At 72.7% G+C, this 12550-nt stretch carries 10 protein-coding genes; 4 read left to right on the top strand and 6 right to left on the bottom strand.

Translation table 11 applies throughout. The features are described 5' to 3' along the window. Window positions 1–24: 24 nt before the first annotated feature. Window positions 25–885 carry an NAD-dependent epimerase/dehydratase family protein gene (locus tag RBH18_RS29375; RefSeq protein ID WP_306213690.1) on the bottom strand — a complete coding sequence of 287 codons (861 nt, stop codon included), beginning with the start codon at window positions 883–885 and terminating at the stop codon, window positions 25–27. A gap of 220 nt (window positions 886–1105) precedes the next feature. On the opposite strand from RBH18_RS29375, the gene RBH18_RS29370 reads away from it, so the two are divergent. Together RBH18_RS29370 and RBH18_RS29365 are read left to right on the top strand one after the other, a co-directional pair. Continuing rightward, window positions 1106–3220, top strand: coding sequence for a DUF4153 domain-containing protein (locus RBH18_RS29370; protein WP_306213689.1), 2115 nt, complete (start codon window positions 1106–1108; stop codon window positions 3218–3220). Window positions 3221–3333: 113 nt separating this feature from the next. Further along, window positions 3334–4314 (top strand): pectinesterase family protein, encoded by a 981-nt coding sequence (locus RBH18_RS29365; protein ID WP_306213688.1) that lies wholly within the window; start codon window positions 3334–3336, stop codon window positions 4312–4314. Between the two features lie 40 nt (window positions 4315–4354). On the opposite strand, the gene RBH18_RS29360 is transcribed toward RBH18_RS29365, so the two are convergent. Together RBH18_RS29360 and RBH18_RS29355 are read right to left on the bottom strand one after the other, a co-directional pair. After that, window positions 4355–5065 (bottom strand): SDR family oxidoreductase, encoded by a 711-nt coding sequence (locus RBH18_RS29360; protein WP_306213687.1) that lies wholly within the window; start codon window positions 5063–5065, stop codon window positions 4355–4357. A 76-nt stretch (window positions 5066–5141) separates the two neighbouring features. Beyond that, window positions 5142–6740 carry an esterase/lipase family protein gene (locus RBH18_RS29355; protein WP_306213686.1) on the bottom strand — a complete coding sequence of 533 codons (1599 nt, stop codon included), beginning with the start codon at window positions 6738–6740 and terminating at the stop codon, window positions 5142–5144. A gap of 115 nt (window positions 6741–6855) precedes the next feature. On the opposite strand from RBH18_RS29355, the gene RBH18_RS29350 reads away from it, so the two are divergent. Next, on the top strand, window positions 6856–8730 hold the full coding sequence (locus RBH18_RS29350; RefSeq protein WP_306213685.1) for a DUF6055 domain-containing protein: 1875 nt from the start codon (window positions 6856–6858) through the stop codon (window positions 8728–8730). A 119-nt stretch (window positions 8731–8849) separates the two neighbouring features. Here RBH18_RS29350 and RBH18_RS29345 read toward each other — a convergent pair whose 3' ends face one another. The 3 genes from RBH18_RS29345 to RBH18_RS29335 all read right to left on the bottom strand — a co-directional run bounded on the left by RBH18_RS29345 (window position 8850) and on the right by RBH18_RS29335 (window position 12005). Continuing rightward, on the bottom strand, window positions 8850–10109 hold the full coding sequence (locus tag RBH18_RS29345; protein WP_306213684.1) for an NAD(P)/FAD-dependent oxidoreductase: 1260 nt from the start codon (window positions 10107–10109) through the stop codon (window positions 8850–8852). Between the two features lie 250 nt (window positions 10110–10359). Continuing rightward, complete coding sequence (locus tag RBH18_RS29340; protein WP_306213683.1) at window positions 10360–10866, bottom strand: hypothetical protein; 507 nt, start codon at window positions 10864–10866, stop codon at window positions 10360–10362. Window positions 10867–11015: 149 nt separating this feature from the next. Beyond that, a complete protein-coding gene (locus RBH18_RS29335; RefSeq protein ID WP_306213682.1) occupies window positions 11016–12005 on the bottom strand; it encodes a 2-hydroxyacid dehydrogenase in 990 nt (329 codons plus the stop codon). Window positions 12006–12135: 130 nt separating this feature from the next. Between RBH18_RS29335 and RBH18_RS29330 the strand changes: the two genes are divergently transcribed. After that, window positions 12136–12550, top strand: a 415-nt coding sequence (locus tag RBH18_RS29330; protein ID WP_306213680.1) for a hypothetical protein, incomplete at its 3' end; no start/stop codon positions are given.

Below are 12550 nucleotides of genomic sequence, written 5' to 3'. Positions count from 1 at the left end.
GATCGATGGGATGAGCTTAACCGGTCACCCCGGGATCTGATCACGCCAGCCGTGGCGGGGCTCGTAGCCGAGCTGTGCGCGGGCCTTGGCGATCGACAGCAGCGTGTCGTTGACCCCGAGGTCGCCGCGGATCTCGACGCCCGGGAAGACCTCGGCGACCAGCTCCGCGTTCGGCCGCGACATGACCGTGTCCGCGTTGGCGATGATGTAGACCTCCATGCCGGTCGCGGTGCTCTCCAGCGCCAGCCGCACCGCCTGCGCGCCGTCCCGGGCGTCGATGTAGCCCCACAGGTTCCACTTGCGCAGCCGCGCGTCGGCGTCGAACGACGGGAAGGCCGCGTAGTCCTCCGGCTCCATGACGTTCGAGAAGCGCAGCCCGATCATCTTCAGCCGCGGGTCCCACCGGCACAGCTCGGCGGCCATGCGCTCCTCGAGGGTCTTCACCAGCGAGTACGTGGACTCGGGGCGCGGCGGACACCCCTCGTCGACCGGGATGTAGGGCGGCGGGGTGTCGAAGGGGAGCCCGAGCACGGTCTCGCTCGACGCCCAGACGATGTTGCGCACCCCCGTCCGCCGGGCGGCCGTCACGACGTGGAACGTACTGTTCATGTTGTTGGCGAAGGTGGCCTGGTCGGGCACGATGCCCGGGGCGGGGATCGCCGCCAGGTGCACCAGGGCGTCCACCGCGTCGTAGCGCTCCTCGACGCCGTGCATCGCGTCGAGCACCTGCCCGTAATCGGTCAGGTCCACCGGCACGTGGACCGCCTCCGGATGCGGCGGGCGCACCCTGTCGAAGACGACGACCTGCCAGCCGTGGGCCAGCAGGTCCGTCACCACCGCCCGGCCCAGCTTGCCGGCCCCGCCCGTCACGATCACTCTCGGCACAACGCCACTCCCTCGGCTCGCGGATCTCCTCCGCAGCCTCGCAGAAGAACCCGCCCGCCGCCCGCCGCCGTCCCGCGGGGGCGATCGCGCCCGCCGCCGCCGTCCCGCGGGGGGCGATCGCGCCCGCCGCCGCCGTCCCGGGCGTCGGGGCGGTACCGGATCGTCCCGGCGTGGCGCGGACCGCTTACAGTGTGCCGACCTGACCAACCCAGGAGGCACAATGGCGGAGCTGCCACCGAAGCAGACCGGTCCGGAGGCGGCGGCGCAGGCCGTTCCCCCGGAGCCGGCCCACGATGTTCCCGTCGCCGCGGCCCCCGCGCCGCAGCTGCTGGTCATGCCGCCGGCCGAGGCGATCCCGTCGATGGTCTGGCCGGGGGCCGACGGGGAGACGGCATGGGCGATCCCGGTTCGGATCCCGGCCGGGACGCGGGGATACGCGGTGTTCCTGCCCATGGTCGCCGTCGAGACGGCGACCGTGGCCGGCGCCGCGCCCGCCGCGCCCAAACCGGTCACGGCGCCCAAACCGGTCACGGCGCCCGCAGCGCCCACGCCGGTCACGGCGCCCGCTGCGACCCCGGCTGTCACCGCGCCGGCGCCACAGCCCGCGAAGGCCCCGGCTGCGGCGACCCCACCGGCGGCCTCGCCGGAGAAGCCCGCGCCCACGCCGGCCGCGCCCACGCCGCCCACGGCCAAGCCGGCCGGGGACGCCCCGGCGCCACCGGCCAAGGTCGTCCCGCCGGTCGGTCCGCAGGCGCAGCAGCCGGCGCCCCCGCAGCGCCGGCCCCCGCAGATGTCCCCGCACCCCTTCGGCCCGTACGAGCCGAAACCCACCTCCTGGCAGCTCTTCCGCGAGAAGCACTGGCCCGGACCGAAGCAGGCCAAGGGCTGGGCCGTCCCGGCCGGCGTGCTCGCCGGCGCCCTGGGCTTCCTGGTCTTCCTGCCGCTGACCCGGGTCGGCATCGGCTGGTTCCTCGGCTGGCTGGCGCTGGCGCTGGGCGTCGGCTTCGCGGTCCGGCGCTCGGCGGAGCTGCCCCGCCGCGAGCGGCTGATCCGGGCGGGCTGGGCTGCGGCGGCGCTCGCCCTGATGCTCGTCCCGGCGTTCCGCAACGCGTGGTGGCTGGTGACGTTCAGCGTGCTGGGCGCGATCGGCTGCACCGCGCTGGCCATCGTCGGCGGCCGGCAGGTCCGGTCGATCCTGTTCAGCCTGTGGGCCGCCCCGTACGCGGCGGTCGCCGGCATCCCGTGGGTGCGCCGGCACCTGAAGGGCACCCGCGACCCGGGCATCGCCCGCCGGATCGTCTTCTCGGTGGCGCTCACCGTCGTGGTGCTGCTCGTCTTCGGCGCGCTGCTGTCGTCCGCCGACGTCGCGTTCTCCCGGCTGCTCGACGACGCCGTCCCCGATCTCGGCGCCGGCACGGTCTTCCAGTGGATCTTCCTGGCCGTCACCGGTGCCCTGCTCGCCGTCTCCGGCATCTACACCCTGAGCGCTCCCCCGGCGACGGCCGGCCTGGACCGGCCGGGCAAGGGACGCTACGGCCTGATCGAGTGGGCGCCGGCCGGAGCCGCCCTGGTGCTGCTCTTCGCGGGCTTCGTGGCGGTGCAGTTCACCGTGCTGTTCGGCGGCAGCCGGCACGTGCTGAAGACGGCCGGGCTCAGCTACTCCCAGTACGCCCGGAGCGGCTTCTGGCAGCTGGTCGCGGTCACGCTGCTGTCGCTGGCCCTGATCGCGGCCCTGGCCCGCTGGGCGAAGCGGGACCAGCCGGCGGAACGGCTGCTGCTGCGCATCCTGCTGGGCCTGCTCTGCGCCCTGAGCGTCGTCATCGTGGCGTCCGCCCTGTCGCGCATGTGGGAGTACCAGCGGGTCTACAGCTTCACCGGCGAGCGGATCTTCGTCATGGCCGCCGAGATGCTGCTCGGCGTCATCTTCGTGATGATCGCGGCCGCCGGCATCAGGTGGCAGGGCCGCTGGATCCCCTCGGCCACCGTCGGCCTCGCCGTGCTGATGCTGCTCGGCCTCGCCGCCCTCGACCCCGAGGGCTACGTGGCCAGCCGCAACGCCGCCCGGTACCAGGGCTCCGGCAAGATCGACGCCTGGTACCTGCGGGCCCTCTCCGCCGACGCGACCCCGGCGCTGACCGAACTGCCCGATCCCGTACGCCGCTGCACCCTCATGTGGATCGCCGAGGACCTGAAGGAGCCCGACCCCTGGTACGCCTGGAACCTCGGCCGGCAGCGCGCCCGCGACGCCCTCGAGAAGCTGGGCCCCGGGGCGATCGGCACCCAGAAGGACTGCCGCGCCGCCGACCAGTTCGACCTCCCCAAGACCCGCCGCTGAGCGCTGGTGCTCCGGCCCCGCCGAGAGGCCGGAGCACCATCCCGGGCGGGACGAACTTGCCACGATGTGAAAGTGGCGGCACATATTGATGACTGTCGATTAGTGTGCCGGGCATGCGTCCCTTACGAAGCATTGCCCTCGGGTCGGCCGCCCTGGTCGTGGTGCCGGCCGTCGTGGTCGGCGCCGGCAGCGCGCCCTCGGCGGCCGCCACCACCCTGACCGTCGCGTCCGACGGATCGGCCGGCTATCGGACCGTGCAGGCCGCGGTGAACGCGGTCCCGGCCGGCAACGCGAGCCGGGTCACCATCACGATCAAGGCGGGCACCTACCGCGAGAGCGTGGTCATCCCCTCGGACAAGCCCTTCATCACGCTGGAGGGCCTCGGCGCGAGCGCCGCCGCCACGGTCATCGTCAACAACAAGCCCGCCTCGACCGCCGGCACGACCGGCTCGGCCACGGTCTACGTCCAGGCCAGGGAGTTCTACGGCAAGAACCTGACGGTCAGCAACGACTACGACGAGGCGGCCAACGGCTCCTCCCAGGCCCTCGCCCTGGCGCTCTACGGCGACCGGGCCCGGCTGGGCAACGTCCGGCTGCTCGGCGACCAGGACACCCTGCTGATCTACAACAAGGCCCGGGCGTACGTCTGGAGCTCCTACATCGAGGGCACGGTCGACTTCATCTACGGCAACGGCAGCGCGGTCTTCTACGCCTGTCAGATCCACGAGAAGCGCAGCACCGGCGGCTACCTGACCGCGGCCAACACCGATGCCGCCTCCCCGTACGGCTTCCTGATCTACAAGTCGACGATCACCGGGGTGCCGGACAACCTCACCTACCTGGGCCGCCCGTGGGGCGCCGCCGGGCAGGTCACCGTCCGCGAGTCGGCCCTGAGCAGCACGATCAGGGTCGCCCAGCCCTGGACGGACATGTCCGGCAATCCGTGGCAGGGCGCCCGCTTCTCCGAGTACAAGAACACGGGCGCCGGCGCGACCGTGAACGGCAACCGACCGCAGCTGACCGACGCCCAGGCGGCCAACTACACCCCGCAGAAGTACCTGGCCGGCGCCGACGGCTGGAACCCGGCCGGCTAACCCCTCCCGGGTTCGTGCCGTCGCGGCCACCGGCCGGGAGCTACCGCAGCCACTCCTCGAAGGTCTGGACCCCGCGCGGGCCCGGGCCGGTCGGGAGCAGGCCCGCGCCGGGGAAGGGCACCGGCAGGACGGGACGGCGGCGGGCCCGGCCGGCCGCGATCAGCCGGCGGCACATGCCGGCGAGGGACTCCTCCCGCGGGCCGGCCAGCTCGGGGGCCATGCCCCGCGGCGGCTCGGTCACCAGGCCGGCGAGGTGCGCGGCGACCTCGCGTACGGCGACGGGTTGCACACGCATCGCGGGCACGACCGCGACGGGACCGGGCAGACTGCCCAGGATCTGCCCCGCGAACTCGTGGAACTGGGTCGCCCGCAGGATCGTCCACGGCACCGCCCCGCTGCGGACGATCTCTTCCTGCAGCACCTTGCCCGCGTAGTACGGGTTCCGCACCCGGTCCACGCCGACGATCGACAGCGTCAGCAGGTGCTTGACGCCGGCCCGCTCGGCGGCGGTGCCAAGGTTGCGAGCGGCCGCGCCGAAGAAGCCGGTCGACACCTTGCGGCTCATCGTCGTCACGTTGCTGACGTCGATGACCGCCTCGGCGCCCGCGAGGGCCACGTCCAGACCGGTTCCGCGTACGAGATCGGCGCCCGTCGCCCGGGACAGCGCGACCGGGTCGTGGCCGCGCTCCCGCAGCGCCGCCACGACGTGCCGTCCGGTGAGTCCGGTGCCACCCGCCACTGCGATCTTCATCGTTGTTGCCTCCTGTGGGTTCTGCGGAGAGGACGAGCGGGCGGCACCGGATGTGACAGTCCCGGCGTACGGGTCCTCAACGCTCGGCGATCTCCAGCCGCAACACGGCATCGGGGCCCAGGATGGGCAACGCCTTCGCCACGTCGGGCAGGGACACCTCGCAGTAGCGGGCCTGACCCTTCTCCCGCAGCGCCAAGGGCTCGCGCCGCTCGGCCGGCGCCGTGGCGACGACGCCCTCGGTGATGGGGTCGAACTTGTCGATCTCCCCGGCGACCTCGCTGTTCCAGGCGGCCCAGGCGCGAAGCCCGCCGTCTCCGCCGTCGTGCGGCTCGACGTCGACGATGAGGGAGTCGGCCCAGTCCGGCACCTGCTCGAGGTGGCCGGAGTAGCGGATCGAGCCCCGGGCCTGCGTCAGCTTGAACACTCGCAGGGTCAGCGTGTAGCGCATCCGGACCCGGTCGAGCAGGAACGTGCGGACCAGCGGGACGGGGGTGTCCGGCCCGTCGATGTGCCGCCGCAGCTCCTCGTTGATCTGGATCGGGCACCAGTGGGCGGCGAGCTGCTCGCTCATGATCACGGGCACGCCGCGGACGGCCAGGCGCATGTCGGCCTGCCAGACCGGCCATCGCTCGCCGGCCGGCAGCCGGTCCATGTCCCGGGGATAGCGCGGCAGCCCGTCCAGGATCGCGGCGACCGCCCAGCGCCCGAAGAGGAAGCGGCGCAGGTTCTGGTAGCCCTCCTCGGAGTTCACCTCGCCGTAGCGGCCGGAGTGGGACCGGTGGACGTAGGCCCGGTGGGCGCCCGGCACGTAGGCGTTCTCGATCCGGACGAGGCCGTCGCTCTTGGGGCCCACGGCGGCGCGGGCGATCCCGTAGTCGTCGGGGTTGGTCCCCACCAGGCAGAAGACGTCCTCCGGCGGAAGGGCGCCCTGCATGCTCCGGGGATCCCAGTCGGCACCGCGGCGCGGCTCGTCGCCGAAGCGCCTGCCCGGCGTGAGGTAGCCGTACATCTTCTCGGGGGCGAAGATGTCGGAGCCGGCCGGACCGAAGTTCTTCTGGACCCAGTCGAGGGCGCCCACGTCGAAGTCGATGCCGCCGTGCGGCGTGCCGTAGGTGAACAGCTTGGACACGACGGCGGGGGCGGGCGCCCGCCCGTCACGGCCGCACAGCTTCTGCAGCATGCACCGGGCGACGAGACCGCCCATGGAGTGGGCCACGAGGTGGACCTTCGGCGCGCCGGTCTTCTCGCGCACCAGGGTGACGAGGTCGTACAGGCCGGCGGCCGCGGTCTCGATGTCGAAGCCCTCGGCCGTGACCCGCTTGCGCAGCCAGCCGAACAGCCGCTCCGGAAGGCCCTCGTGCGGCGGCCGCGCGAAGGTGGTCGCCGCCTGGTCGTAGAAGCGGTAGACCCAGATCGACGCGGACTCCACCTCGCCGGGCCCGGCGTCCGCCAGGTACGCGCGCTGGTCGCCCCGGACGAGCAGGTGGTAGTCCTCGTCCGCCAGCAGCCGCAGCATCGGCCCCTCGAACTGGTAGAAGTCGGGCTCGCCGTCGCCGTTGATCCGGATGTGCGTCGACCCGGCGTTGAATCCGTAGAAGGGATCGTCGACCTGCTCGTCGATGCCCGCGGTGGCGCCGGCGAATCCGCGGATGTAGATGATGGGCAGCCGTTCCATGGCGCCCCTCCTTCCCCGGCCGGTGGCCGGATGACGGCCAGTCTGCGCACCGGGGCCGCGGGGCGGGAGCGTTCTGTCGGCAGCCCGTCGCGGACGGCACATCGACAATCGTCACTTGACGGGCCGGGCGGCGTGGACGAGCATGGGCGGTCGCCGGCTGTGGAAGCGCTCCCAGCCCGAGGAGGTCCCCATGCGCAAGCGCCGCCGCCTGGGCGCGGCCCTGACGACGATCACGCTGACCCTGCTGACCGGCGCCGGGCCCGCGGCTGCCGGGCCCGCGGCTGCCGGGTCCGCTACGGCGCGGTCCGCTACGGCGCGGTCCGCTACGGCCGGGCCCTCGGCCGCCGGCGCGGAGAAGGCCGTCTACCTTCCCGCCTCGTGGCAGAGCACGGGTGAGGTGCCGTGGAGCGCCGACCGGAGAAGGGACTCCGCCGATTTCGTGCTGCTGTGGGGCGAGAAGTCGGGCACGGATCCGGCGAGCGCACCGGCACCGTACGCCTTCGACCCCGACAGCATTCTGGCCCAGCTGGAATCGCTCTACTCCTTCTACGTGAACACCATGCAGTTCACCGCCGAGCCGCAGTACAAGATCGATGTCATCGTCACGCAGACCTGGAACCGCACCGAGCTGAACGCCTGGGCGACCGGCGGCAGCGCGGACGGCCGGGTCGGCGTCATCAACATCGCCCCGGCGGCGGCGCTGCCCGGGTCGTGGGGGCTGGCGCACGAGCTCGGGCACGTCCTGCAGAACGTGACCTTCCTCGGCAGGGCCGGATCCGGCTTCACCGACCCGTCGGCGGGCACCTTCTGGGAGGCGAGCGCCGAATACATGGCGATGCAGGTCTATCCCGACGGCGGCGCCGGGGATCTGACCCGATTCCTGCGCACGGAGAATCTGGCGTACTCGTCGAGCCGGCACCACTACGGCGCCTGGATGCTCATCCAGTATCTCGTCGACAGGAACGGCGGGATCGGCATTTTCAACCGCCTGTGGAACGAGGCGCGCAGCACCGAGCACCCCTTGGAGACGTACCGGCGCATCGCGGGTCTGACCCAGGCGCAACTGAACGCCGAGCTTGCCGGATACGCCCAGCACCAGGTCACCTACGACTACAGCACCAAGAGCCATTTCCAGCCGTTCATCACCGGCGTGTACGGCGCCGGCTTCATCAACGCGTACAACGGCGTGCCCGTCGACGCGGCCGGGCAGCACTACGCGATCCCGGACGCGCTCGCCCCCTCCGACTACGGCTACAACAAGATCAAACTCGTCCCGTCGAGCGACGGCGCCCTGATCAAGCTGCACTTCAAGGGGCACGTCAACGCCGCCGCCGGATCCGGCTGGAGCTACGGCTTCGTGGCGGTCACAAACACCGTTCCCCGGTACGGCGCCGTGGCCACCGCCGCGGACGGGCAGATCTCGTTCCAGCTGCAGCCGGGCGAGAAGGACGTCTACCTCGTCGTGCTCGGGGCGCCCACGACCGTGCACCACTACGGTTTCCTCGACGGCTACCCGAAGAACTACCGCTACCCGTACGAGTTCGGCATCACGGGCGCCGTCCCGTCCGGGTACGAGCCCGGCTACACCAAGCCGGCGGCGACCGGCGGTGGCCACTGGCACAGCAACGGCGGCGGCTGGGTGGACAACCGGGCCACCGTGGCCGCGACGGCGTACGTCGGCCCGCGCGCCGCGGTCTACGGCAGCAGCACCGTCACGGGCAACGCCCGCGTCGAGGGGCTCGCCTGGATCAACTCCGGCGCCACGGTCACCGGCAACGCGGTCGTCAAGGACAACGCCCTGGTCCAGGGCGGCGTCACCCTCTCCGGCTCGGTCGTCGTCGGCGGCGACGCGGAGCCCGGCGCGGCCTGCGGCTCGGGCACCTACCTGCTGTTCGACCCGAGCCGGGGCTGCGACGGCCGCGCCGGCGAGACGGACGTCAACCCCGCCTACGCCCGCTTCACCGACGCGGAGGTCGCCGTCACCAACTGACCGTCTCCCCGCTCGGCCTCGGTCAGCTCCTCTTTCGCCAGCTCCTCGTGAGGCCTTCTTCCCTCAGCTCCTCTTTCGCCAGCTCCTCTTTCGCCAGCTCCTCGTGGGGCCTTCTTCCGTCAGCTCCTCGTGGGGCCTTCGCCGGTCGGCTCGCCGAGGGCCAGCTCCTCGAGGGGCACGGACGGGTCGGCCAGGCGCGCCGGGTCGATCCGGGTGCCCGCGGCGATCAGGTCCTGGATGCGGTCGGTGACGTCCCACACGTTGACGTTCATGCCGGCGGCGATCCGGCCCTCGTGGGTCCAGAAGACGAGGCACTCCCGCTTGTCGAGGTCGCCGCGGACCACGACGTCGTAGGTCACGGCCGGGTCGAGCAGGCCCGCATACTCCAGCCCGAGGTCGTACTGGTCGGTGAAGAAGTACGGCACGCGCGCCCACGGCGTGCCGATGTCCAGCATGGACCGGGCGGCGGCCGGGCCGGAGTGCAGCGCGTCGGCCCAGTGGTCGACGCGGACGCGCCGGCCGTAGAGCGGATGCTGGACCGCCGCGATGTCGCCCGCCGCGAAGATCGCGGGGTCGCTGGTGCGGTGGCGGGCGTCGACGAGCACCCCACCGTCCACCGCCAGCCCGGCCCGCGTGGCGAGGCCCACGTTCGGGACGGCGCCGATGCCGACCACGACCAGGTCGGTCTCCACGGCCGTCCAGTCGTCGAGGAGCACCCGCCGCACGTGATCGTCGCCGAGCAGCTCGCGCACCCGGGTGCCGAAGCGGAAGGTGACCCCGTGCTCACGGTGCAGCCCGGCGATCATGCCGCCGATCCGCTCCCCCAGGATCCGGTGCAGCGGCGCCGGCGCCGGCGTGACAACGGTCACCTCGGCGCCGCGCTCGCGGGCGGCGGCCGCCACCTCGAGCCCGATCCAGCCGGAGCCGAGCACGGTCACCCGCCGGCCCGCGGCCAGCTCCCCGGCCAGCGCGAGCGACTCCTCCCACGTGCGCAGGTAGCGCACGCCGGCCAGGTCGCCCCCGGGGCCCGGCCACCGGCGCGGGCTCGATCCCGTGGCGAGGAGCAATTTGTCGTACGCGATCCGCTCCGGCCCGGCCACGACGGCGCGCCCCCCGCGGTCGATCGCCGTCACGGTCACGCCGGTCCGCAACTCGACGTCGTGGGCCGCGTACCACCCGGCGTCGTGCACCCACGGGCTCTCGGCCCCGGCCGTGCCCAGCAGCAGCCCCTTGGACAGCGGCGGCCGCTCGTACGGACGTCGCTGCTCGGCCCCGGCCAGCACGACCCGCCCGCCGAACCCCTCCGCGCGCAGCGTCTCGGCGGCCTTGGCCCCGGCCAGCCCCGCCCCCGCGATGACGAACGTCTCGGATGAAGCCATGCCGTGCCGCCTTCGGGGGATCTCCTGGTCAAGTGCCTGGCAGTGTAGTGCGCCCGGCCCGATCCCGGCGTGCCACAAATCACCCCCCTACGCCCGGCCGCCGTGACCCTCACCTCCCCGGCACGCCCCCGTCGAGGCACGCGGCACCAAATCAAGCCCCTGGACCGCGGCGCCCACCTCGCCACGACCAAGCCGGCGTCCCGGACCGCCACCCCTCCCCATTTCGCCATGCCTCCGACGGTGCCCGCCCTCAAGCGCTCGATGGCAATCGAGACATGAGCGACAGCAGCCGGAAGCCGACCGCAACCCCGAAGCCGAGGTCCGCTGCGAGCTCGAAGCACTCCTCCAGGGACTGCTGCACCCGTTCCTGAGCCAGTGTCCACATCGCCGGATCGATCGAGTCGGCACCGACGGCGACGACAGCACAGGCAACGCCGGCGAGCAGGGCGATGCGGGCGCCTCGGTCACCTCGGAAGCAGCGCGCGACGCGAGGCAGCATGAGGAGGCCGACAATCGCGTACCCGAGCATGAGGAAGTCACCCGGGGCCACCCACGGCAGGAACGGAATGCTGACGTCCGCCGGTGCCAGGACCTGGTCGCGAAGTCGTTCGTGCACGGCGAACCGCTCGTCTAGCGACAGGCCGCCGAATCCGGCCGCCAGCAGCAGCCACGCCCGGCCGTCACCGGTACGGGCGGCGGCCGCCAGCGCGCACCCGGCAGCCACGAGGACAAGTACCACGCTCTGCAGCCAGGTCATCGCCGTCTGCTCAGGTGCGATCTCGAGCCACCAGCGCGGCCAGCGAGCCGCCCCCAGCGCCAGTGGCGCGGTCACCGCGAGACCGGCCGCCCCGCAGACGAGCGACCGGCGAGCGGAGACGCCGGTCGCCGCAGCCGCCTCGACGGAGGTCACCCGGCCCCGCTGACCGCGGGCTCGGGCCAGGTCACCACGTCGATCGGGGCGCCTTGGACAGCGGCAATGAGGTGGCGCCCCCACGCCTCCGCGCCCTTGCGCATCGTCTCGTCCCGCCACCATGCGCTGTGTCCGGTCTGCAGCAGACGGCCCTCACGCGCCACATCGTCGTACGCCGGATCGTTCAGGTCGTCGTCGACGCCGTAGCCACGCAGACGTCCGGTGCGCAGCGCTGCCACGGCTGCGCCGGTGTCGACCAGCGCCGCCCGGGCGGCATTGACCAAGTACGACCCGGGCTGCATGACCGCGAGTTCCGCGGCTCCGATGACGGGCCCACTGCCGTACCGGTGACTTGCACAAAGGGCCACCACGTCCGCCGTCCGCAGCAGCTCGCGCAGGTCAAGGACGCTGATCCCCGCCCGTGCGGCGGCGGCCGGGTCGAGATCGGTGCCCACGACCCGCATGCCGAGCATCCGGCCGCGGTCGGCGACGGCGCGCCCGATCCTGCCCAGCCCGACCACCCCCAGAGTACGGCCGGCCAGCTCCACGCCCCGCAGCGAGACTCCGGGCTCGACCCGCCCCCGCGCCCGGTCGTTCGCCAGATGCAGCCGAGTCGCGAGGGACAGGATCAGAGCGATCGTCTGCTCCGCCACGCTGATGGTCGCGTAGTCCGGCAGCACGGAGAGCCCCACCCCGCGCCGGGCGAGCAGATCGGTGTCGATGTGGTCGTGTCCGGTGGCGTAGAGCACGACCCCGCGCAGCCGCGGCGCCCGGTCCAGGAGTTCGTCGTCGAGCCGCGGGAGGCACACGTTGGTGGCGCCCAACAGATCCATGGACGCGAGCATGGCGGCGGCTTCCGCCGGCCCGGGAGCACCGTTCATGGCGACCGCGCGCACGTCGGCCAGCTCGCTCAGCCGCTCCCAGTGCGCCGGACGAAGGCTCGCGTGGCCCTGTCTGCTCAGCAGCAGCAATTGCGGTCGTGGCACCTGAGACCTCCCGTTTCCGATGGGACACAACCTAGGACGGGAGGCGGGCGCCGGACGCGGAAAGCGGATCAGTCACCGATTCGGGCGATCGGCTGCTCATGCCGGGCGCCGCGCAGCCGATGGTGCGGGGGTGAGCCGAACAGGATGGGCTGCGGCGGGTGGTGCGGCCGGCACGCTGGTCGCCGGCCTGCTGATCGTCATGGGCGTGCAGACGCACCAGAGCTCGGAGGCCGCAGCGCGGGCGGCCCGGCAGGTCGCCGACATCCAAGCGACGGCTGCGGCCGACAAAGCGGCAGCGGACAAGGCTGCAGCCGACAAAGCGGCAGCGGACAAGGCGGCAGCCGACAAAGCGGCAGCAGAGCAGGCCGCGGCGGAGAAGGTTGTCGCTGACAAGAAGGCGGCGGACAAGGCCGCAGCGGACAAGAGGGCGGCGGCCGACAAAGCGGCAGCCGACAAGAGAGCTGCCAAGCAGTCCGAACTGCTCGCCCGGTCGACGGTCGACGCCTATTTCCGGGCCATCAACGCCACAAATTATCGAGCCGCCT

The organism is Actinoplanes oryzae (assembly GCF_030757795.1).
Classification (GTDB): Bacteria; Actinomycetota; Actinomycetes; order Mycobacteriales; family Micromonosporaceae; genus Actinoplanes.
Note: the sequence above shows the minus strand (reverse complement) of the source record. Positions and strands in the feature narration are given on the sequence as shown.

Bases quoted from the DNA above. Each gene is read 5' to 3' on its own strand.
- RBH18_RS29340 (WP_306213683.1), bottom strand. From the start codon at position 10,866: ATGACCTGGCTGCAGAGCGTGGTACTTGTCCTCGTGGCTGCCGGGTGC.
- RBH18_RS29370 (WP_306213689.1), top strand. From the start codon at position 1,106: ATGGCGGAGCTGCCACCGAAGCAGACCGGTCCGGAGGCGGCGGCGCAG.
- RBH18_RS29355 (WP_306213686.1), bottom strand. From the start codon at position 6,740: ATGGAACGGCTGCCCATCATCTACATCCGCGGATTCGCCGGCGCCACC.
- RBH18_RS29360 (WP_306213687.1), bottom strand. From the start codon at position 5,065: ATGAAGATCGCAGTGGCGGGTGGCACCGGACTCACCGGACGGCACGTC.
- RBH18_RS29365 (WP_306213688.1), top strand. From the start codon at position 3,334: ATGCGTCCCTTACGAAGCATTGCCCTCGGGTCGGCCGCCCTGGTCGTG.
- RBH18_RS29345 (WP_306213684.1), bottom strand. From the start codon at position 10,109: ATGGCTTCATCCGAGACGTTCGTCATCGCGGGGGCGGGGCTGGCCGGG.